Below are 23,182 nucleotides of genomic sequence, written 5' to 3'. Positions count from 1 at the left end.
GGGAATCGTGACCGCGATAGATCAGGCTCCGCAGGCACTGGCCGCGGGGTCGAAGGCAACAGGCGACGTCGCCGTGCCGCCGCGTCGACGCCGCTGGGGACTCAGCGACGCCGAGCGCAAGAAGCGCCGCTCGGGCTGGCTCATGGTCGCGCCGTCCGCGCTGCACATCGGACTCTGGACGCTCGTTCCGGTGATCGCGACCTTCTACCTGTCGTTCACCGACTACAACATCTTCGCGGCGCCGAACTGGATCTGGTTCGACAACTACATCGAGATGTTCCAGGATCCGGTGTTCGTCAAGTCGATCTGGAACACCGTCTGGTACACCTTCTGGACCGTTCCGGTCTCGATGGCGATCGCGCTCGTGGTCGCCGTGGCGCTGAACCAGGGTCTGAAACTCCAGAAGTTCTACCGCACGGCGTTCTTCCTGCCGCAGGTCACGGCGACCGTGGCCATCGCGATGGTCTGGCTGTGGATCTTCAACCCGCAGTACGGGCTGCTCAACGCCGCGCTCGAGGCCGTCGGCCTCCCCGGCCAGGCATGGCTGGTCGACCCCGCGTGGGCGCTGTGGTCGGTCATCCTGGTCGGCGCCTGGCAGGGCATCGGAATCAAGATGCTCATCTACATCGCCGCGCTGCAGAACATCGACGAGTCGCTCTATGAGGCCGCCGCACTCGACGGGGCCTCGGCCGCACGCAAGTTCTGGAGCATCACCGTCCCGATGCTCAAGCCCGCGACGTTCTTCGTCTTCATCATCTCGATCATCGGCGCATTCCAGGTCTTCGACCAGATCTACGTGCTGACCGACGGTGGGCCTGCGAACGCCACCACGATGATGACCTACGAGGTGTACCGCTCCGCCTTCCAGGAGTTCCGGATGGGAATGGCCTCGGCGCAGTCGGTCGTGCTGTTCGCGTTCCTGCTGGTCATGACCCTCATCAGCCGTCGCGTCACCAAGGAGGACGACTGATCATGACGATCAACACCACCCGCGCCCTCGTGATCGGCTCGAAGGCGGCGAACAACTACCAGGTCCGCTGGTACCGCAAGCGGACGACCCGCAACAGCATCCTGCTCAACATCCTTCTCGGGATCGGTGCCATCACGATGCTGGTGCCCTTCGTGTGGATGATCCTCACGAGCCTCAAGTCGCCGGGCGAACTGTCGCAGTTCCCGCCGAGCATCCTGCCCGAGCAGTGGCTGTGGAGCAACTACGCCGAGACGCTGCAGGCGGCGCCGTTCGACATCTACTTCCGCAACAGCCTCATCATCGCGACGTCGCACACCCTCATCACCATCGTGCTCGGCTCGATGGCCGGGTACGCACTCGGACGCATCTACTTCCGCGGGCGCGAGATCGTCTTCCTCACCTTCGTGGCGATGCTCATGATCCCCACCTACACGAAGATCGTTCCGCAGTTCCTGATCGTGAAGTTCATGCCGCTCTTCGGCGGGAACGACATCCTCGGTCAGGGTGGCATCGGATGGCTCAACAGCTGGTGGGCGCTCATCATCCCGGGCGGTCTCAGCGCGGCGGCGATCTTCCTGTTCCGTCAGTTCTACCTCTCGCTGCCCTACGAGCTCGAGGAGGCCGCGCGCCTGGACGGGCTGGGCGAGTTCCGCATCTACGCGCAGATCTACACCCCGCTCATCAAGCCCGCGATCGCCACCGTCGGATTGCTGACCTTCCAGGAGAGCTGGAACAACTTCCTCTGGCCGCTGCTGGTCACCCGCAGCAACGACCTGCGTGTGATCCAGGTCGGTCTGGCGGTGTTCCAGCAACTCGACAGCACGCAATGGCAACTGCTGATGGCGGGCACCACGATGGCCACGGTGCCGATGGTGCTGCTGTTCATCTTCGCCCAGAAGTACTTCATCCAGGGATTCACCAACGCAGGCATCAAGTAGCGCCTGCACGACTTCCAGACCGACCCACAGAGAGACGAAGAGAGAACCCATGAGTATCGACTTGACCGGACGCACCGCGATCGTCACCGGAGGAGGTGCCGGGATCGGCGCCGCGATCGCGCTGACACTCGCCGAAGCGGGGGCCGACGTCGCCGTCCACTACGCGAACAGCGCCGACGGCGCCCGCGAGGTGTGCGCCCGCATCGAGGACATGGGTCGAAGGGCGCTGATCTTCCAGGCCGACCTGACCGATCCCGAGCAGGCGGACGCGCTGGTCGACCGGGTGGTCGAACACTTCGGCGGCCTCGACATCCTCGTCAACAACGCCGGCCACCTGGTCGGACGCGCGCCGCTGGCCGAGACCACCGATGAGCGGTGGAAGGCCATCATGGACGTCAACGTCTCGAGCGCGTTCCACACCACGCGCCGAGCGCTGCCGCACTTGACCGCATCGAGCACCGGTCGGGTGGTGACGATGTCCTCCCTCGCGTCGGAGAACGGCGGCGGCGCGGGTTCGGTGGGGTATGCCGCAGCCAAGGCCGCTGTCGTCGGGTTCACACGTGGGCTCGCCAAGGAGATCGCTCCGACATCGACGACCGTCAACGCCGTCGCTCCGGGCTTCATCGGTGACACGGCCTTCCACAACACGTTCACCCCCGGTGATGCGCAGAAGGGAATCATCGCAGGGATCCCGCTGGGCCGCGCCGGCACTCCGCAGGACGTCGCCGACGTGACCCTCTTCCTCGCATCCGACCTCGCCTCGTATGTGACCGGCCAGGTCATCGACATCAACGGTGGGCTGAACTTCCGATGAGTTCCGTTCCCGCGCTCCCCGGCGGGTGGTGGCACGACTTCGTGTGCCCCACCCACGGGGTCGAACTGGGGGAGCGGGTCGAGGGCGGGTTCACGGGGTCGTGCGGGTGCCGGGTCGCCGGCGACGCGTTCGAGGGTGCGTGGCTCGCGCTCGAACATCAGGCACGGGCTCGCGAGGCCCGCGTTCATGCGCACCGATACCGTCGCGAGGGCGACGAGTCCGACCGGCGGCGCGCGATGACGATCCTCATCGACTACGCCCACCTGTACGACCGGTTCGCCTCCGAAGGGTGGAGCGCGCGCAGCGAACCATGGATGCTGCGGGGAAAGATGTTCGCCCAGGCGTTGTCCGAGGCGCAGTGGGCGGTGGGGATCGCCGACGCCGTCATCGCGCTGGACCCGCCACGGGGCACCGATGAGGCGGCCGCGCTCGAGCGGATGCTCGTGCAGATCGAGGACACGCTGCGCGATGCTCGCCGTGTCCTCGTCGACGAGCGCGACGACCAGCGCAACAACTACACCGCGTGGTTGGATGCTGCCCGCCGCATCGTCGCGCTCGCACGGGCATCTCTCGGCGGTCCCGAAGCCGATGCCGGTCTCGTGGCCGCCGTGTACGCGCACATGCGCATCGCCGTCCTTCCCGATGGCTGGGAATGGGAGGCATCCACGTACTACCACGTGTTCGTGCTGCGGGCCTATCTCCTGTCGCTGCGGGGTGTGGATCCCGCCGCGATCCCCTCCGACATCGTGCGGACGCTGCGCGCCATGGTCGATGTGCTCGCGGTGATCGCGGCGCCGGACGGATGCCTGCCGATCCTGCACGACGGCCCGTACGACCGCGTCGCGATGCACCGCGAGGTGCTCGAGATCGGTGCGCTGTCGGCCCAGCTGTTCGAGCGAACCGGTCTCAGCGTGGTCGAGGAGTGGGCGCGCAGCCGGTGCGCGGCCGACGACGACGGACTCGAGTCCACCCTCGACGGCTGGTTCGGTGGCCGCCCGATCGATCTCGAACCGGCTCCGCGTCGGTCTCATCTCTTCGCCGACGCCGGATACGCCGTCCTGCGCGACGCCGATGCGCGGATCACCGCCGTCCTCGACGCCGGGCCCCATGGCGGCGCGCATGGACACTACGACAAGCTGGCGCTCTATCTCTACGGCGACGGCACCCGGTGGCAACCGGCGCCGGGTGTGCCGCCGTACGCGAGCCCCCTCAGGCGTGGCTATTACACGCGCACCCTCGCGCACCCGACGGTGCGCGTCGACGATGCCGACCAGGCAGAGGCCGCGGCTGAGATCCGCGTCTGGGATCCCGCCGCCGCCGCGCTCACCGCAGCATCGGCGACCGCGATCGAGGGCGTCGACCTGCGGCGCGCTCTGCGCCTGCACGCAGGGACCCTGGTCGATGTCGTGCGGGTCATCGTGAACGACGGCTCGCGGCGTCGGCTGACCCTCGGCTTCCGTCCCGCGACCGACTTCGAGGTGCGTGCCGCGGGCGAATCGTGGAGCAGCGTGTGGCGCGACGGGAAGGCCCGACTGCACGCCGCACACTGGTCGAGTGCGCCCGCGTCCTTCACCGTCGCGCCCGGTCGTGGGCCGTCCGACGATCCGTCACGACCGCGCGCCGTCGGCGACTGGACCGCAGAGGCAGCAGCTGCTGACTTCATCACCGTGTGGAGCCTCGACGGCGGCCCCGCGCGATCCATCCGCTCCGCCGAGGGCTTCGAGGGCGGAATCGTCCTCGTCCTGGACGGCGACTCCGAGACCCCCATCACGCTCGAGGTGAACCTGTGACCGAACCGATCCTTCTCCACACTCGCGAAGACGAGCTCCGCGGCGAACTCGACGGACCCCGACGGGCGCAATGGCGGCGCCTGCTCGAAGAGTGCGAACGCGCCCGCGGAATGGAGCTCCCTCAGGAGCACCCCCTCGCGTCGATCACGTACTTCGGCCCCGGCGCGGCCAACCTCGCGCTCGCCTACCGGCTGACCGGGCAGAAGCACTACCTGACCGAGCTGCGCCGCTGGCTCGCGCCGCCGATCTCGTTCCCCCATTGGGGCAAGGCGAACCTCCCCGATCACGACCTCGACGCGGGCTGGATCCTGCACGGCTTCTCGCTCGCGTACTCGTGGGCCGGCGATGCCCTTCCGGACGCGGAGCGCGAAGCGCTCGAGGCGAAGCTTCTGCTGCAGGGTCGGCGGTTGTACGAGTTCGCGGTCGAGACCGAGGGCGGATGGTGGTCGTCGTCGTACTGGCAGAACCACAACTGGATCTGCTACGCGGGATTGGCCACGGTCGGCTACGCCCTTCAGTCCACCTATCCCGAAGCGCGACAGTGGACCGAGCGCGCGAAGGAGAACTTCGCCAAGGTGCTCGATGCGCTCCCCGATGACGGCTCCAACAACGAAGGCGTCGTCTACTGGCGGTACGGCGTGCCGTGGATCGCGAGCTACCTCGACATCCTGCGCGACCAGGAGGGCATCGACTGGTTCGACCGCGGCAGCTACCTTCGCGAGACGTTCTGGTACCGGCTCTACCAGGCGGCGCCCGATCTCGAGCGGATCGTCGACCACGGCGACTGCCACGATCGTCGAAGCGGACACCCGGTGGCCCTGTACTACAAGCTCGCCGCGGAGTACCGGATCCCGCAGGCTCAGTGGCTGGCCGACACGGTGGCGGAGCGCTTCTTCTGGCGCGAAGCCTACGAGAGCGGCGTGCGTCCCGGTGTGCGGCCCGAGGCCTACCAGGAACTGCTGTGGTTCGACCCCACCGTCGAACCCGCCGGCCCCGACGCGCTGCCGACGAGTCGGCACTTCACCGATCTCGGCCTCGTCGTCGGGCGCACCGGCTGGGACGACCAGGCCAAGCTCGTCTCCTTCAAAGCCTCGCCGGGCGGCGGGCACAAGGCCTGGAACCAGTCGCATCGCCAGCGGGAGGCGGACGGCTGGGTGACGCTCAACGCCGGGCACCACCATCCGGATGCAGGTTCCTTCGTGTTCCTCGGCGACGGTGCGTACCTCGCGATCGACGAGGGCTACTCCTCGCGCAAGCGCACGGCGCACCACAGCACGATCCTGGTGGACGGCCACGGCTTCGTGAACGAGGATCGGTACCACGTGTACGAGAACCTCGACGAGCAGTTCACCGCGCGCATCGTCGAGACGACCCTCGGCGGCGGCTGGACCCATGCGGTCAGCGAGACGTCCGCGATGTACGACCGTGATCTCGGCGTCACGCGCGTCCGGCGACACCTCGTCATGACACCGCGCGGAACGCTCGTCGTCGTCGACGACCTGGCCGCGCACGAGCCGCGCGCGTGGTCCTGGCTGCTGCAGACCGACAACCCCGCCGAGCACACCGGCCCGGCTGCGTGGCGTGCCGATGCCGGTCACGCCCTGCTGCGGACGCTCTCGTTCGACGAGCACCCCGACGGCGACGTCGTGAGCACGCCGGTCCACGCGAATCCGACCTCCTCGACGCCGTCGCTGGCCATCGAGAACATCCAGTACACGCTGGTCCGCACGACGGCCCCGACCACTGCTGCGCGATTCGTGACAGTCCTGCAGTCGCATCGGTGGGACGACCCGGAGCCTGTCGTCGCGCGCTGTCAGAGCAGCGACAGCGCTGTCGAGCTCGACATCGAGGTCGACGGCGGCGTCGAGCACGTCGTGATCCAGTTCGACGCGGCGGCGCCTGCCGCCGGACCGGCCGACGTCGCCGGGGTGGGTTTCCGCGGGTGGTCGAGCGAGTCGTGATGGATCGTCGCCGTCAGCCGCGGAAGAGGGGAGCGGGGTGGGAGGGCCGGCTGCTGGCCGCGCTCTCCTACCCCGCGAACCTCATCTTCGGCGCGGTCGCAGCGCTGGCACTGGCGCTGCCGGTGATCACGGCGCTCGCGTCGGCGATCGCGCTCGCACGGGCCTTCCGCTCGTGGTCGCACGACGACGACGATCGCGTCTTCACCAACACCTTCCGCGAGTTCGCCGCGACCTGGCGTCGATCGCTTCCGCTGAGCGTGGTTGCGACGCTGGTGCTCGGTGTCATCGCAGCCGATCTCGTCTTCCTCGCCTACCAGCTCTCGGACGGCGGAAGCGGAGTCGGCGTGATCGTCGGGGCGATGGCGCTGCCGGTGGCAGCGGTGTGCCCGCTCTATGCGCTCGCCGTCGCCGCCGCCGCCGCGGCGTTGCCCGACGCGACGGCTCGTGGCTGGCTCGGCGGCGCGGGACGGCTGATGTTCTCGTCTCCGGGCAGGTCGTTCGGCGTGTTCGCGGTCGCCGCGGCGACCGCCGCGATCGGGGTGATCCTGCCCACACTGCTCCCGTTCATCGTCTTCGCCCTGCCGGTCTACGCGGCCGTGAGACTGTGGCTTCCACGCCCGCCGGAGGCGGCGGGACCGCGGCGGTGACGGACGACAGACGACGCAGCGTCGGTCTGAAGGTGCTCTACGGAGACACCTTCACGATGGCCGTCGGGTTCTACATGCTGGTGCCGCTGCTCGCCTACCACTTCCTGGAGGATCTGCTCCTGACGATCGGAGTCGTCGCCGCGCTGACGGCGGTGCGCACCGCGGCGCAGAACGGACTCATGCCGATCATGGGCTGGGTGGCGGATCGGATCGACTTCCGACGCGCGATCCTCGCCGGCGTGCTCATCCGCGCGTCCGGCTTCGCGCTGCTCGGCACGGCTGAGCACGTGCCGGTGCTGATCGTCGCGTCGATCCTCACCGGGCTGGGCGGGGCCCTCTTCCACCCTGCGAGTTACGCGGCGTACGCCGCCCTGGCCGTCTCGAGCGATCGCGTGCGCGTCTACTCGACCCGAGAGGTGATCAGCAACGTCGGCTTCATCGTCGGCCCCCTCGTGGGGGGACTGCTGGCGGGAGTCGATTTCGCGATGGTCAGCCTGGGTGCGGCCGCCATGTTCGTGATCGCCTTCTTCATCAGCCTGCTCGGGCTGCCCTCGCCCGAGCTCGCTGTGCGCGAGCGTCGCCCGAGCCTGCGTCTGGCTTTCTCGGATCGGCCGTTCCTGCGATACTGCCTGCTGGTGGTCGGGGTGGCGGTGCTGATCACGCAGTTCTATCTGGTGATCCCGTACCGAGCAGGCACCCTCCTTCCCGGTCCCGAGGGGCTGGGTCTGGTCTACACCGGCGCGGCGATCGTCATGGTCATCACCATGCTGCCGCTCACCGGACTCGCCAATCGCCTGCTGCCACGCCGTGGCATCGTCGCGATCGCGGTCGTCTGCCTCGGAGTCGGAGTGGCGACGATCGGCCTCGCCGGAGCCCTCCCCGTGATGTTGCTGGGGGTGGGGGTGTTCGTCGTCGGGCAGATGCTCAGCCAGCCCGTGCTCAACGCGATCGTGTCCGACTTCGCGCCCGACGGCTCGGTCGCGAGCTACTTCGGTGTGCAGGGCCTGGCGACCGCGGTCGGCTCGATCCTGGGGAGCACGCTGAGCGGTGTGATCTACCCGCTCGCCGACACCGCGTGGGCGGCCATCGCCTGGGCGGTGTTCCCGGTGTGGGCGGCCATCGTCGCGACGCTCTTGTGGACGTGGGGGCCGCGCGAGCAGTCGTGAGGATCAGTCCGCCTGTGTGACCAGCGCCACGCCCCACGCGGGCAGGGTGATCGTGGCCGCCAGGCCGTGTTCGCCCGCCACCAACTCGGTCACGTCGAGCGCGCGCGCCGTCGCGGCGATGGCCGCCGTCTGCTCTCGAGTCGGGTTCAGCGGCGCCCCGAGTGCGTCCCACGCTGCGATCGCGTTACCCGACGACGGCGAGAGGGTCTCGACGCGGAAGCGCGTGCCGGCCGCGACTCCCGCGACGTCGAGCTGAACGTCGCGGGAGTCGCCTGTGGCCTGGATCGCGTCGGCGAGATCTCTGGTGTCGAACGAAGCCGGCACCGAGCGAGCGACTTCGGCGGGGTAGTTGTAGACCACGGCGACCAGCGCACCCGTCGCGCTGTCGCGGGTCAGCACTCCCGCATCGGTGTGCACGAGGAGCTCGTCGCCGAGGGTGCTGAGGAACCGATAGGCGTGGTACGTCGGCTTCGGGATCCCCTGCTGGTTCAGCATCCCGAAGCCCCCGTGGAAGGGCAGCTGCCCGCCGCCGGCCTCCTCGAAGATGTCGGTGAAGGTCCAGTAGGAAAGCGAATCGACGAGGCCGATCGAGTCGAGATTCGCCTTGACCACGAACGTCGCCGCCTGCGGATAGTCATGAGTGTGGTCACGCGAGCTCGAGGACGACGACCACTCCGTGAGGTGGATCTCGGCCTCGGGGAAGGCGCTGGCGTCGACGAGGTCGCGCAGCACGCGCAGGTCGGTGGCGGTGGCGTCGACACCGCGTGTCAGCCGCGCGCCTTGACCGTGTTCGTCGAGCGCCCAGTCGGTCGGATAGGGGTGCGTCGAGACGAAGTCGACGGGCAATCCCTCGCGCCCCGCCGTCTCGAGGAACTCGGCGACCCAGACGGGCTCCCAGGCGAGGGCGTCGAGGTCCGGTGCCCCGACGGTGTCGGCGTGCGCGGCGGTGTCCTCGGTCTCACCATCGAACCGCGAATCCGGAACGAAGTTGCTCGTGGCCGGGCCGCCGACGCGCAATGACGGGTCGACGCCTTTCACCGCGCGGGCGGTGCGGCGGTACAGCTCGAGGTACTGCGACTTCGTGCCGCGGAAGAACGGTCGCAGATTGGGTTCGTTCCACACTTCGAAGTACCACTCGCGGATCTCATCCAACCCGTACCGGTCGCGCCAATGGGCGACCGTGCCGGCGACGAGCTGTTCCCACTTGTCGAAGTCGGTGGGCGGACACCCGTGGGCTCCCCACCAGAACGCCGTCTCGGTCGCCGTCGCGAGTTCGCGCGGCATGAAGCCGAACTCGACGAAGGGGCGGATGCCGGCCTCCAGCAGCGCATCGAAGAGCGAGTCGACGTAGGCGAACGACGGCTCGACTCTGCCCGCCTCCTCGCGATAGACGAACATGTCGTCGTGGTAGAGGCCGTGGAACCTCACGTAGCGGAATCCCTGCGTGTCGACGACCTCGCGCAGCTGCCGTTGCCAGTCGGCACGAAGGCCCTCGTTGGCGCGCCCTGCCCCGACCACGAGGTTCCAGTGGTGCAGCAGGGCGGTTCCCGGCGCGTCGGCAGCGCCGTTGAGCGTCGCCGCGTTCGTCGACGACATGGTCATGTCATCCCATCTCTCGGCGGTCGGCCGCAGGGCTGTGCCCTCGCCGGGGCGTTGCAGGTGAATACATCCCATGTCTACCATGGCTCCATGGCAAGTGCACCCGACGGCGGGCAACAGAGACGGCCCAACATCGTGCTGATCCTCGCGGACGACATGGGCTGGGGTGACCTCGGCTGCTACGGAGCATCCGCGATTCCGACACCCCGCATGGACGGCCTGGCGCGCGGGGGCGTCCGCTTCGACGACGCGCATTCGTCGTCGTCGGTGTGCACTCCGAGCCGCTACTCGATCATGACCGGGCGCTATGCATGGCGCAGCCCCCTCAAGCAGCATGTGCTGCACAGTCACGCCCCGGCGATCATCGAGCCCGAGCGCCCGACCATCGCGTCGGAGCTGCACGATGCCGGGTACGCGACCGGTGTGTTCGGCAAGTGGCATCTCGGTCTCGACTGGCAGCGGAAGGACGGCACGCGCATCACGGCTTTCGGACCCGACGCCGAGCCCGACATCCTCGATCACCCCGAGCAGTACCCGGCCGACGAGATCGACTACGGGACGCCGTTCACGGGGGGACCGTGCGACCTGGGCTTCGACAGATTCTTCGGGATCGCGGGCTCGCTCAACATGCCGCCTTCCGCCTTCCTCTCGCAGGACCGGGTCGTCGGCGAGCCCACGTTGCAGCGACCCGTCTATCAGCCGGGAATCAACCCCGGTCTGATGACGGAGGGGTGGCGTGATGACGAAGCGGACGTGCGTTTCACGGAGGAGGCGGTGACGTGGATGCGCGATCGGGCCGAGAACGGCGAGCCCTTCTTCCTCTTCCTCTCCACGGCTGCGCCGCACCGCCCCTGCGTGCCGCCCGCGCAGTTCCAGGGCATGTCGCAGGCGGGTCCGCGCGGCGACGCGGTGTGCCTGGTCGATTGGATGGTCGGGCGGATCGACGACACCCTCGCTGAACTCGGCCTCGCCGACGACACGATCGTCATCGTCACCAGCGACAACGGCGCTCCCACGCTCTACCCGGAGGACGGTGACACCGAGCACCACCGCCCCAACGGCCCGTTCCGCGGCCAGAAAGGCGACATCTGGGACGGCGGCCATCGCGAACCGCTCATCATGCGGTGGCCGGCGGGTCTGCCCGCGGGCGTCGTGCGCGACGATCTGATCTGCCTGACCGATCTGTACCCCACCATCCTGTCCGCCGCCGGACTCGTCCCCCGCGAGGGCGCCGCCGAGGACGCGGTGGACATCATCGAGCGGCTGCGGCAGCCGTCGCCGACCCCGCGGGGTCGACCCGTCGTGCACCACAGCATGGGTGGCGCCTTCGGCCTGCGCTTCGAGCGGTACAAGGTGAACTTCTGCACCGAGTCGGGCGGTGGCTTCACCGCGCGCGTGACCGGCGACGACGGCGCCGTGTTCGGGTCGGACGCGCCGGTCGGGCGCATCTACGACCTCGAGGAGGATGCGATCGAGGCGGTTGATCTGTGGGAGGAACTTCCTGATCTGGCGGCGCAGGCCCACGCGGCGCTGTGCGACATCGTCGCCGGCTCGCGATCGGGCTTCGCATGCGACATCGAGCCCGTGGGTGCTGTCGGGCAGTGACCTCCGCACCCGACGTCGTCCTGATCTTCATGGACGACATGACGCACTGGTCGCTCCGCCGCGACGACGTTCGGACCCCCAACCTCGACCGGCTCCGCACGCGCGGAACGACGTTGACCCACGCCTTCAACCAGGGTTCGACCGAACCTGCCGTCTGCGTCCCCGCGCGGCGGATGCTGCTGTCGGGCCTCACGCTGTTCGAATCCGAGTCCCGGTTCCTCACGGTCACCCGGCTGGCCCGGGCGCTCGGCGATGCGGGATACGACACGTTCTTCACCGGAAAGTGGCACAACCAGCTCGAGGCCCTCGAGGACGACTACGACCGCGTCGGTCCCTGGGCCGGTGGCATGTTCGGATCCGTCGACGGCGAGAGCGAGGCGTACCGGCGCCCGCGCCCGGACGATCGGTGGGATCCGGCCGATCGGTCGCGTGGGGGTCACTGGCTGAGATCCGCCGACGGCTCGGTGCAGCATTCGTCTGAGCGCTGGACGGATGCCGCGCTGGAGTTCCTGTCGACCCGCCGCTCCGACGCGCCGTACTTCCTGCATCTCGCCTACCACGCGCCGCACGATCCCAAGCAGGCGCCGCAGGAGTACCTCGATCTCTATCCGATCTCGGAGGTCGTCGTCCCACCCAATGCGCTGCCCGTGCACCCCTTCGACAACGACGCCCTGGACATCCGCGACGAGCTGCTCGCCCCGCATCCGCGGACCGACGACGCCGTGCGGATGCATCGGCGCGAGTACTTCGCGATGATCACGCATGCGGATGCGCAGATCGGGCGGCTGCTGGACGCCGTCGAACGATTCGAACGCGAGTCGGAACGGGAGACGATCATCGTCTTCTCGGGCGACCACGGTCTGGCCCTCGGGGAGCATGGGCTCATGGGCAAGCAGAGCCTGTACGACCACAGCACGCGGGTGCCCCTGGTCATTGCAGGCCCGGGGGTCCCGCGCAGCGCCGTACGCGACCAGTGCGTGTACGCCGGCGGCATCTACGCGACGATCTGCGATCTCGCCGGCATCCCGATCCCGGACCATGTGCAGTTCGCGAGCCTGCGCCCCGTCATCGTCGACGACGATCCGGGTGAGGCCGAGATCTTCACGGCGTACGGCACCGCACAGCGATCGATCCGACGGGGGCGATGGAAGCTGATCGCCTACGGCGATCCGGCCCACGACCAGCTCTTCGACGTGCGGGAAGACCCGTGGGAGACGGCCGATCTCATCCACGACCCGGATGCGGCGGATCTGGTCGACGAGCTGCGCATCGCACTCGCGCGGCACCGTCGGCAGCGCCTGGACCCCGCTGCGCCCCGCTGAGACATCGGAGGATCCACGGGAGAGAACCCGGAAAACCGGGACGGTCACGGGGCCATTGACAGACATAGATCCCATGTCTACAGTGGTACGCGTACCATCCGGTGACATGCTCGAGGAGGAGCTGTGGCGAACATCCGAGACGTCGCGCGCCACGCGTCCGTGGCGCCGATGACGGTGTCGCGGGTGCTGAACCAGCCCGACGCGGTCTCGGTCGAGACCCGGATGCGCGTCGAAGCAGCGATCCAGGAGCTCAAGTACGTGCCCAACATGGTGGGCCAAGGCCTGCGAAAGCGCCGCACGATGGCCCTCGGCCTCCTGGTGAGCGACATCACCAACCCGTTCGCGATCCAGCAGATCCAGGGCGTGACGCGCGCGGCGCGCGAGAGCGACTACACCGTCATCTTCGGGCACACCGAATCGAGCCCCGCCGAGGAGATGCGCCAATTGCGCTCTCTGATCGAGCGCCGCGTCGACGGCGTGCTGCTCTCGCCTGTGTACGGCACGCCGGAGGCCATCGACTTCGTGCGCGAGCAGAGCCTTCCGATCGTGGTGCTCGACTACGCCATGCCCGACATGGACGTCGACGTCGTTCGCTGCGACACCCGAGCCGCCTCGCGCGAGCTCACCCGCTACGTGCTGGAGCGCGGGCACGAGCGCATCGCGATGCTCAGCGGTGATGAGGCGATCATCACGGCGCGCGATCGCGCGACCGGCTTCCAGGAGGCGATGGCCGAGGCCGGACTCCCCGCACCGGTGTCCTTCGGCCACTACACCTCCGAGTCCGGGTTCGAGATGGCGATGGGGATGCTGGACTCGCCCCGCCGCCCGACCGCGCTGGTGACGGCGAGCAACTTCATCGCGATGGGTGCGGCGGAGGCGGCCCAGGAGCTCGGGCTCGCCGTGCCTGACGACCTGTCCATCGTGACGTTCGACAACGCACGCACCGACATGGTGCACGATCCCTTCTTCACGGGTGTCGTGCAGCCCGTGACCGAGATGTCGAGTGCCGCGACCGTCATGCTTCTCGACCGGATCCTCGGCCGCTACGACGGACCCGGTCGCGACGAGATCTTCCCGACCAGCTTCGAGGCGCACCGCTCCACCGCGCCCCCGCCGGGAACATGATGCGCAGCCGCGCATCGCACCCACCGCACCCGAACCGCGGTGCGGGCATCACAAGGAAGGGAAAGGAACACAGCAATGAGAATTCGCAGAACACTGCTTGCGGCAGGCGGCGCCCTCGGTGCCGCCGTGCTCATCGCCGGGTGCGGCTCGTCCGGAGGGGTCGGTGGCCCCGAGGAGGTCGAGCAGGACACCAGCGAAGAGGTCGAACTGACCTATTGGACCTGGTTCCCGCCGGAGACGACGCTGACCGCCGCCATCGAGGCCTTCGAGGCGGAGAATCCGAACATCTCCGTCAACCTCCGGGTCTTCGTCAACACCGACTATCAGCAGCAGCTGCCGCTCGCGCTCAGCGGTGGCGAGGATCTCGACGTCGTCGGGGTGCAGGTGTCGGCCATGACGAACAGCGTGCGCGAGTTCCTGCTCCCCGTCGACGAGTGGGCGGGGGACTGGCTGGGCAACCTCAACGAGCCGATGGTGCAGCAGACCCAGGACATCGCTGACGACGACGTGCTCTACTCCGTTCCGATGGGGTCGATCGCAACGCCCATCGTGTACTACAACGCAGAGATGCTCGAAGAGGCCGGCGCCGAGGTTCCCACCACGGTCGACGAGTGGAAGACCGCCGTCGATGCCGTCGCCGCGACGTTCCCGGATGTCACCCCGGTCGTCTTCCAGGGCGAGCCGTACTGGCAGTCCGAGATGCTCTTCGGATTCGCCGAGCAGACCTCGCCCGGCATCTCCGACGACATCAACGTCGACGGCGGTTCATGGGATCAGCCCGCCGTGGTGGACGGCCTCAACATGTACAAGTCGATCTTCGACGCCGGAGTCGTCGACACCGACGTCTTGAGCCTGCTCGGAACGCGTCCCAGCGAGCTCTTCGCCGCAGGTGAGGCCGCCTTCTACATCGACGGGTCGTGGCAGGACTCGCTGCTGTCCCAGCCGTTCCGCGAGGCGAACGGCATCGAGGTGGCCGATGTCGGGGCGACCGCTCTTCCGCTCGCGGATGGCGGCTCTCAGACCGTCCGTGCGTTCGCCGAGGGAGGGCTGGCCATTCCGGCCGCGTCCGACAACGTCGAGGCGGCAGCGACCTTCATCGAGTTCATGGTCGATACCGCCGGCGCCGACGTCTGGGCTCCCGATCTGGTGCTGCTCCCCAGCCTCGACGGCTACGAGCTGCCCGACACCGTGCTCGCGACCGAAGCCTCGCAGCAGGGCTACGCGCAGGTCGCCCAGCTCATCGGCAACCCGAGTTCGATCCGCACCGCGCAGCCCGACTTCAACAATGTGATGGGCAACATGATCCTCGACATGCTTCGCGGCGAGGCGACCGCCGAGGAGACCGCCGCGAACATGCAGGCGGAGTGGACGTCAGGACGATACGGAGACCAGGGGTGACCCACACCTCCCCGCTCGACACCCGGACGTACGTCACGTCCGGCAGTGGGGCCCGGCGCAGCCAGCGCCGGGCCCCGCGCCCGGGAGCCGGCAGGCGATCGCCGATGCGCGGGCCCTGGTTCGCGCTGATCTTCCTCGCGCCTCTCCTGCTGTTCTACAGCGTGTACTTCCTCTACAGCTTCGGCATCCTCGGCATGGTGAGCACGCAGCAGGTCGGACTCACCTTCCGCAACGCCGTGGACGTCGGTCTGCAGAACTTCCAGCTCGTTCTCACCGATCCCGCGTTCCAGCGGTCGTTGTTCAACACGGTGTTCTTCGCGCTGTTCCTGGTCGGCGTCTCGCTGACCCTGGGATTCTTCCTGGCGATGCTGCTCGCGTCGGGTGTGCGCATGCGCCGCTGGTACTACACGGTCTTCCTGCTTCCGTCGCTCATCCCGATGTCGCTGTTCGCGACGGTGTACGGACGCATGCTCGAGACCCGCGATGGCGCGATCAACGAGGCGCTGCGCAGCATCGGACTCGGCTTCCTCGCGCAGGACTGGCTCGGCGACCCCACGGCCGCCTACATCGGCGTGCTCGTGCTGTTCACGTACACGATCGGATTGCCGATCATGTACTACACGACCGACGTGGCGCAGGTGAACGCCTCCATCGTCGAGTCGGCCACACTGGACGGCGCGACGGTGTGGCAGATCTATCGGATCATCCTCTACCCCCTGCTGAAGTCGACGCACATCACGGTGCTGCTGTCGGTCATCCTGGGCAGCTTCAGATCTTTCGACATCATCTTCTTCTCCACGGCCGGACAGCCCGGCGGCCGCACCGACATCACCGGCACCTACATCTACAGCGCCACCCTCGGCATCGACCGCGTCGGGTTCGCGGCTGCGGCATCCATCATCGTGCTCGTGATCGCACTGACGATCTCGATCATCCAGATTTTCGTGCGACGGAGGATGAGCTGACATGGCGACCCAGCTGGAAGAGGAGCGCCTGCCGCTCCACCTGCGCCGATTCGACCGGGTCCTCATCTACGCGCTGCTCACCGTCTTCGCCCTGGGGTTCGCCTGGCCGCTCATCAATGCCGTCCAGATGTCGGTCGCCGTCGGCGGCATCGCGAACTACTGGGCCGTGCTGACCCGCGATCTCAACGGGGTCTCGATCCCGCTCACCTTCGTCAACAGCGGCATCATCGCGATCATGCACGCGGTTCTGGTGTGCAGCATCGGCGCACTCGCCGCCTACGCCTTCTCGGTGATCGATTTCCGCGGTCGCGAGACGCTCTACTACGGCGTCCTGCTGTTCCTCGCGGTGCCGGCGACGGCGATCCTCGTGCCGGTGTACTTCATCAGCGGCACGCTGAGCCTGTTCAACACGCACATCGGAGTCGCGCTGCCCGAGGCGGTGCTGACGCTGCCGTTCGCGGTGCTGCTGCTGCGCAACCGGATGGACGACATCCCGCGTCAGCTCGTCGAAGCCGCGGTGATCGACCGCGCCAACCATGCGCAGATCTTCTGGCATGTGGCCCTGCCGCTCAGCCGCGGGCCGCTGGCGAACCTCGCCGCCCTGAGCATCATGTGGTCGCTGCAGGACTTCGTCTTCCCGTCGGTGCTCCTGCGCTCTCCCGAGCTGACGACGGCTGCGCAGGCGGTGCAGAACATCCGCAGCGCCTTCTCGCCGACCCCGCTGGAGTCCTCGCAGTACTTCGCCGCGCTCGTGCTGCTGGGAGTGCCGGCGCTGATCATCATCCTGTTCGCGTTCCGCTACGTCACGAAGGGCCTCGCTGCCGGCGGAGTGAAGGAATGAGCACTCTTCGCGACAGACATCCCATGTTTACGGTAGGGTCGTGGGGTACCACGAGCAGTGAGGAAGACCACACCCATGCGTGATGCCGCGCACCCGGCCGAGCCCCGCCTTCCCCTGAGGTCGGTTCACCTGGACTTCCACACGTCTCCGCTGATCAGGCCCATCGCCGACCGATTCGACCCGGCCGAGTTCGCTGAGCGATTCGTGCGACTGGGTGTCGACTCGGTCACGCTGTTCGCGAAGTGCCATCACGGGCAGCTCTACTACCGAACCGATCGGCCCGAGACGCATCCCGGCCTGGGTGATGGCGACCTGCTGCGCGAACAGGTCGAGGCGCTGCGCGCGGTGGGCATCCGCAGCCCCCTCTACATCAGCGTCCTCTTCGACGAGCAGGCCGCCGCCGACCATCCCGAATGGGTCGCCCAGGACGAGCACGGTCGGCCGGTCCGCGTCGACTCCCACGGCGTCCCGGGATGGCACGTGCTCGATATGACCAGCGCCTATCAGGACTACCTCGTCGAGCAGACATCGGATGTCATGCAGCGGTTCCCCGATGCCGACGGATACTTCTTCGACATCTGCTTCGACCAGCCGAGCTTCAGCCCCTCGTTCGCGGCGGTGGCACGCAGCGCCGGTCTCGACCCCGAGAGCCCCGGGGGCAGGCGAGAGGCGGCACGCATCGTGTCGCACAGCTACATGGCGCGGCTGCGCGATCTGGTGGCCGGTGTCGACCGCGAGGGCCACGCGCGGAGCATCTTCTTCAACTCGCGGCCGCGTCTGCGGCTCGCCGAGGAACTCGGGTACGGCACCCATGACGAGATCGAGGCGCTGCCCACCGGCGGGTGGGGGTACGCCTACGCACCGTATGTGGCCCGCAACGTCCTGCCGGTGCAGCCGCGCGCGCTCGGGATGACCGGCCGGTTCTTCGGCAGCTGGGGCGACAGTGCGAGCCTGCACCCGCCGCATGCGCTCACGTACGAGGCGCTGCAGATGGTGGGGATGGGACTGGGGATCTGCATCGGCGACTCGCTGCCCGCATCCGGGCGATCGCACGACGCCGTGACCGCGTTGCTCGAATCGACGTTCTCGGACGTCTCCGCCGTGCAGCAGGTGACCACCGGCGCCGTGCGCGTGACCGACGCGGCCGTGGTCCGAGCGCCGATCTCATCCGACGCCGACGTCATCCACGCCGATGCGCCGGGCCCGGGCGAGCTGGGCGCGCTGCGGCTGCTGACCGAGATGGGCATCGGGTTCGACTTCGTCACGCCCGATGGAGCCTTCGACGGATATCGCATGCTCGTCGTCCTCGACGGCGTCGAGGTCGACCCGGCGCTCGAGGCCAGGATCGCCGCCCACGTGGCGGGCGGCGGCGCGGTCTTCTTCTCGGGATCGCCCGACGGCGGGGCGGTGGAGCGTCTGGGCGGGGTCGTCGTGACGGACGAGCGATCCTTCGCCCGGGAGTTCGTGCGTCCGCGACCCGAGACGACCGGCCTGCCCGACTTCGATTTCGTGACGGCCGGGTCCATCCGGCGGGTGCGGGCGGATGGCCGCGCTCGCGTGTACGCGACCGTCACCGAGCCGTACTTCGATCGCACCCCCGACCGGTTCAGCGGTCACGAGTACACACCCGCGGGCAGGGCGACGGACTTCCCCGCGCTGTCGGTGAGGGACCGGGTCGGTGTCGCGGCGTTCCCGATCCTCGAGGAGTACGGCGAGAGCGGGGTCCCTGAGATCGGCATGCTCGTCCGTGCCGCATTGACCGACCTCATCCCCGATCCGTCCGTGCGCGTGGACGGCCCGGCCCATCTCGAAGTGGCCCTCCAGGCCGGTGAGCACGACACGTTCGTCCACCTGCTGAGCTATCTGCCGTCCCGACGGGCGATGTCGGCCGTCGAGACCGTGCGTGACCCCGTCCCGGTGATCGATGCGACCGTCGAAGTCCGATCGCCGCAGGCGCCCGCCTCGGTTCGCGACGCCCTCACTGACGAGCAGATGCCCTTCACCTATGCGAACGGCTACGCCCGCTTCGCTGTCTCGTTCGCAGGCGGACACCGCCTGATCGCCGTGGAACGGAGCGTCGACGCCGATGCCTGAAACCGAAGCGATCCCGACATCGACGCTGCGAACCGGACTCCGGATCTCGCAGTTGGGGTTCGGTGCCGCCCAGCTCGGGAACCTCTACCGAGCGACGACCGACGACGAGTCGCGCGATGCCGTCGACGCAGCGTGGGAAGCGGGCATCCGCTACTTCGACACCGCACCGCACTACGGTCTGGGCCTGTCCGAGCGTCGCCTCGGCGCTGCGCTGCGTGAGCGCCCGCGCGACCAGTTCACGCTGTCGTCCAAGGCGGGGAGGCTCCTGACGCCGAGCCCCGAGACCGCCGGCCGAAGGGACGACGAGGGCTTCGCGGTGCCCGCCGCGGTCCGTCGGCAATGGGACTTCAGCGGCCCGGGGGTGCGGCGTTCGATCGAGGAGAGCCTCGAGCGCCTCGGCCTCGACCGTCTCGACATCGTCTATCTGCACGATCCCGACGACTTCGGTGACCAATGCGTGAACGAGGCGTTCCCCGAGTTGGTGAGGCTGCGCGAAGCGGGTGTCATCGGAGCAATCGGGGCCGGGATGAACCAGGCGCCCATGCTGGCGCGGTTCATCCGCGAGTGCGACATCGATGTCGTCATGTGCGCAGGCCGCTTCACGCTGCTCGACGACGAAGCGCTCGTCGAACTGCTGCCCGCCGCGCAGGAGCACAGCGTCGGGGTCGTGGTGGCCGGCGTCTACAACTCCGGTCTGCTCAGCACGCAGACCGTTCCCGACGACGCGAAGTTCGACTATCAACAGGCTCCCGCTGAGCTGATCGCCCGCGCGAGGGCCATCGCCGAGGTGTGCGTCGAGCACGGCGTCACGCTGCCCGAGGCGGCCGTGGCGTACCCGCTGCGTCATCCGAGCGTGGTCTCGGTCGTGGTCGGCGCGCGCACCGACGCCCACGTGCGCAGCAGCGTCGACCGCTATCGGGCCGAGATCCCGGCCGCGCTGTGGCGCGACCTCCAGCGCCGGGGGCTTCTCGGACCCGACTTCCCCTTCCAGACAGGAGATGCCTCATCATGACGACGATCACCGGGATCACGGTCAGTGACGTTCGGTTCCCCACGTCCGCATCCGCCGACGGCTCGGACGCGATGAACAAGGACGCCGACTACTCGGCCGCCTATATCGTGCTGTCCACCGACGACCCCGCCCTCAGCGGTCATGGGTTCACGTTCACCATCGGACGGGGCAACGACCTGTGCGTCGAGGCTGCCCGTCAGCGCGCTCTGCCGCTCATCGGCCGCGACGTCGACGAGCTGGTCGGCGATCTCGGAGCGGTGTACCGGGAGCTCGGCGCGGATTCGCAGTTCCGCTGGCTGGGGCCGGAGAAGGGTGTCATCCATCTGGCCCTCGCCGCGGTGATGAACGCGATGTGGGATCTCGCGGCCCGTCGTGCAGGCAAGCCGCTGTGGCGGCTGCTCGCCGAGATGACTCCCGAGCAGATCGTCGACGCCGCCGATCTCACGTATCTCTCGGACGCGCTGACCCGGGACGAGGCGATCGCCATCCTCGAAGCGGCCGCGCCGACGCGCCACGAGCGGATCGCCCAGCTCGAGCGCACGGGCTACCCCTGCTACACGACGTCTGCAGGCTGGCTCGGCTATTCGGACGACAAGCTGAGGCGCCTGTGCCAGGAGGCGGTCGACTCCGGCTACAAGCACATCAAGCTCAAGGTGGGCGCGAACCTCGAGGACGACATCCGCCGGTGCAGTATCGCCCGTGAGGTCATCGGGTGGGATGCCGATCTCATGATCGACGCCAACCAGGTGTGGGACGTCCCCGAGGCCATCGAGTGGGTTCAGCGTCTCGCCGAGTTCAAGCCGCTGTGGATCGAAGAGCCCACGAGCCCCGACGACGTGCTGGGTCACGCCGCTGTGCGGCGCGCCGTTCACCCGATCGGCGTCGCGACAGGCGAGCACGGCATGAACCGCGTGCTGTTCAAGCAGTTCTTCCAGGCGGAGGCCATCGACTTCTGCCAGCTGGACTCGGCGCGGCTGGGCAGCGTGAACGAGATCCTCGCGGTCTACCTGATGGCGAAGAAGTTCGAGGTGCCGGTCTGCCCGCACGCCGGCGGCGTCGGCCTGTGCGAGCTCGTTCAGCATCTGTCGGTCTTCGACTACGTCGCCGTGTCGGCCACGCTCGAGGGCCGCGTCACCGAGTTCGTCGACCACCTGCACGAGCACTTCGTCGACCCGTGCATCGTGGAGAACGGCGGATACCGTCTGCCCGCGTTGCCCGGCTACAGCGCGCAGATGTACCCCGAGACGATCGAGACGTACCGATTCCCGGACGGAACGTACTGGCAGACGGAAGGCGCGTCGTCGCCTGCCCACGAATACGCCCTGGCGGCGGGAGGAGAACAGCGATGAAGTTCATGCGGGTCGGCGACGTCGGCACGGAGGAGGCGGTGGTCGAGCTCGACGGGCGCACCTGGGCGGTCGGTTCGGAGGTCGACGGGGCCTTCCTCGCCGGCGGCGGCATCGAAGCCACGCGGACCGCAGCTGCACGCGGCGCCCTCGACGAGGTCGACATCGCCGGCAGAAGGATCGGTGCTCCGCTGGCCCGGCCGGGCAAGATCGTCTGCATCGGACTGAACTACCGCGACCATGCGGACGAGACCGGTGCGCAGTACCCGGCTGAGCCCGTGCTCTTCATGAAGGACCCGTCGACGGTCGTCGGGCCCTTCGACGACGTCCTGATCCCCCGCAGATCCGTCAAGACCGATTGGGAGGTCGAGCTCGGCGTCGTGATCGGGACGACCGCGCGGTACCTCGCCTCGCCCGAGGACGCGATGGCCCATGTCGCCGGTTACGTCATCTGCCACGACGTGTCGGAGCGCGAGTTCCAGCTCGAGCGTTCCGGGCAGTGGGACAAGGGCAAGAGCTGCGAGACGTTCAATCCCATGGGGCCGTGGTTCGTCCCGGCATCCGAAGTCGCAGATCCCGGTGATCTGGGCCTGCGACTGTGGGTCAACGGAACACTCATGCAGAACGGCTCCACCAGGAACCTGATCTTCGACATCCCGTTCCTCATCCACTATCTGAGCCAGTTCATGGTGCTGCGTCCCGGCGACGTCATCAATACGGGCACGCCCGCGGGGGTGGCGCTCGGGCAGCCCGACCCCAAACCGTACCTGCGCGCGGGTGACGTCGTCGAACTCGAGATCGATGGGCTCGGTCGAGCCCGACAGAGGATGGAGCAGGCATGAGCGGATTCGAAGGGCTCACCGCCGTCGTGACGGGCGGATCATCGGGCATCGGCAACGCGACGGCGCTCGCGCTGCAGGCGCAGGGCGCGAACGTCGCCGTGCTCGATGTCACGGTGGATGGTCTCGACGACCGGCTGTTCGGCGCGGTTGCAGATGTCACCGACCGTGACTCCGTGAACGCGGCGATCGCGGCGGTGGTCGAGGAGTTCGGCGGCATCGACATCGTCGTCAACAACGCGGGAATCAGCGCCGTCGGCACGGTCGAGGAGAACGACGACGCCGAATGGCTGCGTGTGCTCGACGTGAACGTCGTCGGCATGGCGCGCGTCACCTCGGCGGCGCTGCCCTGGCTGCGCAGGTCCGATGCGGCGTCGGTCGTGAACCTCTGCTCGATCGCCGCCCTCAACGGACTGCCGCAGCGCGCCCTCTACGCGGCCTCGAAGGGTGCGGTCATGGCGCTCACGTTCGCGATGGCGACCGACCACGTCCGCGAGGGAATCCGCGTCAACTGCGTCAATCCCGCGACGGTGTCCTCGCCGTTCGTCGAGCGCATGCTGCAGAAGTTCCCCGACCCGGTCGCCGAGCGCGCCGCACTGGATGCGCGTCAGGCGACCGGCCGCATGGTCACCCCCGAAGAGGTGGCCGATGCGATCGTGTTCCTCGCCGGTCCCTCGTCACGATCGATCGCCGGTTCGGCGCTCGACGTCGACGGGGGTGTGACCCACCTGCGCGTGAGGCCGCAGTGAG

The 23,182-nt window shown here is 68.2% G+C and carries 19 protein-coding genes; 18 read left to right on the top strand and 1 reads right to left on the bottom strand.

Going from position 1 to position 23,182, the window contains the following annotated elements; translation table 11 throughout:
• Positions 1-7 precede the first annotated feature (7 nt).
• From ABD663_RS08955 to ABD663_RS08925, 7 genes are read left to right on the top strand one after another with little or no spacing between them, the layout of a single operon-like run.
• Positions 8-970: a carbohydrate ABC transporter permease gene (locus ABD663_RS08955; RefSeq protein WP_344737642.1), complete on the top strand. Its 963-nt coding sequence runs from the start codon at positions 8-10 to the stop codon at positions 968-970.
• A gap of 2 nt (positions 971-972) precedes the next feature.
• Positions 973-1,908 (top strand): carbohydrate ABC transporter permease, encoded by a 936-nt coding sequence (locus tag ABD663_RS08950; protein ID WP_344737641.1) that lies wholly within the window; start codon positions 973-975, stop codon positions 1,906-1,908.
• A 49-nt stretch (positions 1,909-1,957) separates the two neighbouring features.
• Positions 1,958-2,722 (top strand): SDR family NAD(P)-dependent oxidoreductase, encoded by a 765-nt coding sequence (locus ABD663_RS08945; RefSeq protein WP_344737640.1) that lies wholly within the window; start codon positions 1,958-1,960, stop codon positions 2,720-2,722.
• Complete coding sequence (locus ABD663_RS08940; protein ID WP_344737639.1) at positions 2,719-4,512, top strand: heparinase II/III domain-containing protein; 1,794 nt, start codon at positions 2,719-2,721, stop codon at positions 4,510-4,512. The genes ABD663_RS08945 and ABD663_RS08940 overlap by 4 nt, the downstream gene beginning before the upstream one ends.
• The gene (locus ABD663_RS08935; RefSeq protein ID WP_344737638.1) at positions 4,509-6,473 is read left to right on the top strand and encodes a DUF4962 domain-containing protein; all 1,965 of its coding nucleotides are present in this window, start codon (positions 4,509-4,511) and stop codon (positions 6,471-6,473) included. Before ABD663_RS08940 ends, ABD663_RS08935 begins: the two co-directional genes overlap by 4 nt.
• Positions 6,473-7,120, top strand: coding sequence for a DUF624 domain-containing protein (locus ABD663_RS08930; RefSeq protein WP_344737637.1), 648 nt, complete (start codon positions 6,473-6,475; stop codon positions 7,118-7,120). Before ABD663_RS08935 ends, ABD663_RS08930 begins: the two co-directional genes overlap by 1 nt.
• Positions 7,117-8,286 (top strand): MFS transporter, encoded by a 1,170-nt coding sequence (locus ABD663_RS08925; protein ID WP_344737636.1) that lies wholly within the window; start codon positions 7,117-7,119, stop codon positions 8,284-8,286. The genes ABD663_RS08930 and ABD663_RS08925 overlap by 4 nt, the downstream gene beginning before the upstream one ends.
• 3 nt (positions 8,287-8,289) lie before the next feature.
• Here ABD663_RS08925 and ABD663_RS08920 read toward each other — a convergent pair whose 3' ends face one another.
• Entirely contained in the window at positions 8,290-9,888 is a 1,599-nt protein-coding gene (locus tag ABD663_RS08920; protein WP_344737635.1) for a GH39 family glycosyl hydrolase, read from the bottom strand.
• A gap of 87 nt (positions 9,889-9,975) precedes the next feature.
• On the opposite strand from ABD663_RS08920, the gene ABD663_RS08915 reads away from it, so the two are divergent.
• The 11 genes from ABD663_RS08915 to ABD663_RS08865 all read left to right on the top strand — a co-directional run bounded on the left by ABD663_RS08915 (position 9,976) and on the right by ABD663_RS08865 (position 23,181).
• Positions 9,976-11,490 (top strand): sulfatase family protein, encoded by a 1,515-nt coding sequence (locus ABD663_RS08915; protein ID WP_344737634.1) that lies wholly within the window; start codon positions 9,976-9,978, stop codon positions 11,488-11,490.
• Positions 11,487-12,812 (top strand): sulfatase-like hydrolase/transferase, encoded by a 1,326-nt coding sequence (locus ABD663_RS08910; protein ID WP_344737633.1) that lies wholly within the window; start codon positions 11,487-11,489, stop codon positions 12,810-12,812. Before ABD663_RS08915 ends, ABD663_RS08910 begins: the two co-directional genes overlap by 4 nt.
• Before the next feature lie 123 nt (positions 12,813-12,935).
• Complete coding sequence (locus tag ABD663_RS08905; protein WP_344737632.1) at positions 12,936-13,937, top strand: LacI family DNA-binding transcriptional regulator; 1,002 nt, start codon at positions 12,936-12,938, stop codon at positions 13,935-13,937.
• A gap of 75 nt (positions 13,938-14,012) precedes the next feature.
• Positions 14,013-15,335 carry an ABC transporter substrate-binding protein gene (locus ABD663_RS08900; protein ID WP_344737631.1) on the top strand — a complete coding sequence of 441 codons (1,323 nt, stop codon included), beginning with the start codon at positions 14,013-14,015 and terminating at the stop codon, positions 15,333-15,335.
• 104 nt (positions 15,336-15,439) lie between these two features.
• On the top strand, positions 15,440-16,300 hold the full coding sequence (locus ABD663_RS08895) for a carbohydrate ABC transporter permease (protein WP_344737630.1): 861 nt from the start codon (positions 15,440-15,442) through the stop codon (positions 16,298-16,300).
• A 1-nt stretch (position 16,301) separates the two neighbouring features.
• Complete coding sequence (locus ABD663_RS08890; protein ID WP_344737629.1) at positions 16,302-17,141, top strand: carbohydrate ABC transporter permease; 840 nt, start codon at positions 16,302-16,304, stop codon at positions 17,139-17,141.
• Positions 17,142-17,216: 75 nt separating this feature from the next.
• Positions 17,217-19,235 (top strand): alpha-amylase family protein, encoded by a 2,019-nt coding sequence (locus ABD663_RS08885; RefSeq protein WP_344737627.1) that lies wholly within the window; start codon positions 17,217-17,219, stop codon positions 19,233-19,235.
• A complete protein-coding gene (locus ABD663_RS08880) occupies positions 19,228-20,247 on the top strand; it encodes an aldo/keto reductase (protein ID WP_344737626.1) in 1,020 nt (339 codons plus the stop codon). Before ABD663_RS08885 ends, ABD663_RS08880 begins: the two co-directional genes overlap by 8 nt.
• Positions 20,244-21,596, top strand: coding sequence for an L-fuconate dehydratase (locus tag ABD663_RS08875; protein ID WP_344737625.1), 1,353 nt, complete (start codon positions 20,244-20,246; stop codon positions 21,594-21,596). Before ABD663_RS08880 ends, ABD663_RS08875 begins: the two co-directional genes overlap by 4 nt.
• The gene (locus ABD663_RS08870) at positions 21,593-22,435 is read left to right on the top strand and encodes a fumarylacetoacetate hydrolase family protein (protein WP_344737624.1); all 843 of its coding nucleotides are present in this window, start codon (positions 21,593-21,595) and stop codon (positions 22,433-22,435) included. Before ABD663_RS08875 ends, ABD663_RS08870 begins: the two co-directional genes overlap by 4 nt.
• Entirely contained in the window at positions 22,432-23,181 is a 750-nt protein-coding gene (locus tag ABD663_RS08865; protein WP_344737623.1) for an SDR family NAD(P)-dependent oxidoreductase, read from the top strand. Before ABD663_RS08870 ends, ABD663_RS08865 begins: the two co-directional genes overlap by 4 nt.
• The last annotated feature ends 1 nt before the right edge of the window (position 23,182 follow it).

This window comes from Microbacterium awajiense (assembly GCF_039536545.1).
Lineage (GTDB): Bacteria > Actinomycetota > Actinomycetes > Actinomycetales > Microbacteriaceae > Microbacterium > Microbacterium awajiense.
Note: the sequence above shows the minus strand (reverse complement) of the source record. Positions and strands in the feature narration are given on the sequence as shown.

Coding starts and splice junctions, on each gene's coding strand:
- ABD663_RS08950 (WP_344737641.1), top strand. CDS start 973: ATGACGATCAACACCACCCGCGCCCTCGTGATCGGCTCGAAGGCGGCG.
- ABD663_RS08945 (WP_344737640.1), top strand. CDS start 1,958: ATGAGTATCGACTTGACCGGACGCACCGCGATCGTCACCGGAGGAGGT.
- ABD663_RS08940 (WP_344737639.1), top strand. CDS start 2,719: ATGAGTTCCGTTCCCGCGCTCCCCGGCGGGTGGTGGCACGACTTCGTG.
- ABD663_RS08930 (WP_344737637.1), top strand. CDS start 6,473: ATGGATCGTCGCCGTCAGCCGCGGAAGAGGGGAGCGGGGTGGGAGGGC.
- ABD663_RS08920 (WP_344737635.1), bottom strand. CDS start 9,888: ATGACCATGTCGTCGACGAACGCGGCGACGCTCAACGGCGCTGCCGAC.
- ABD663_RS08915 (WP_344737634.1), top strand. CDS start 9,976: ATGGCAAGTGCACCCGACGGCGGGCAACAGAGACGGCCCAACATCGTG.
- ABD663_RS08900 (WP_344737631.1), top strand. CDS start 14,013: ATGAGAATTCGCAGAACACTGCTTGCGGCAGGCGGCGCCCTCGGTGCC.
- ABD663_RS08895 (WP_344737630.1), top strand. CDS start 15,440: ATGCGCGGGCCCTGGTTCGCGCTGATCTTCCTCGCGCCTCTCCTGCTG.
- ABD663_RS08890 (WP_344737629.1), top strand. CDS start 16,302: ATGGCGACCCAGCTGGAAGAGGAGCGCCTGCCGCTCCACCTGCGCCGA.
- ABD663_RS08885 (WP_344737627.1), top strand. CDS start 17,217: ATGCGTGATGCCGCGCACCCGGCCGAGCCCCGCCTTCCCCTGAGGTCG.
- ABD663_RS08880 (WP_344737626.1), top strand. CDS start 19,228: ATGCCTGAAACCGAAGCGATCCCGACATCGACGCTGCGAACCGGACTC.
- ABD663_RS08875 (WP_344737625.1), top strand. CDS start 20,244: ATGACGACGATCACCGGGATCACGGTCAGTGACGTTCGGTTCCCCACG.
- ABD663_RS08870 (WP_344737624.1), top strand. CDS start 21,593: ATGAAGTTCATGCGGGTCGGCGACGTCGGCACGGAGGAGGCGGTGGTC.
- ABD663_RS08865 (WP_344737623.1), top strand. CDS start 22,432: ATGAGCGGATTCGAAGGGCTCACCGCCGTCGTGACGGGCGGATCATCG.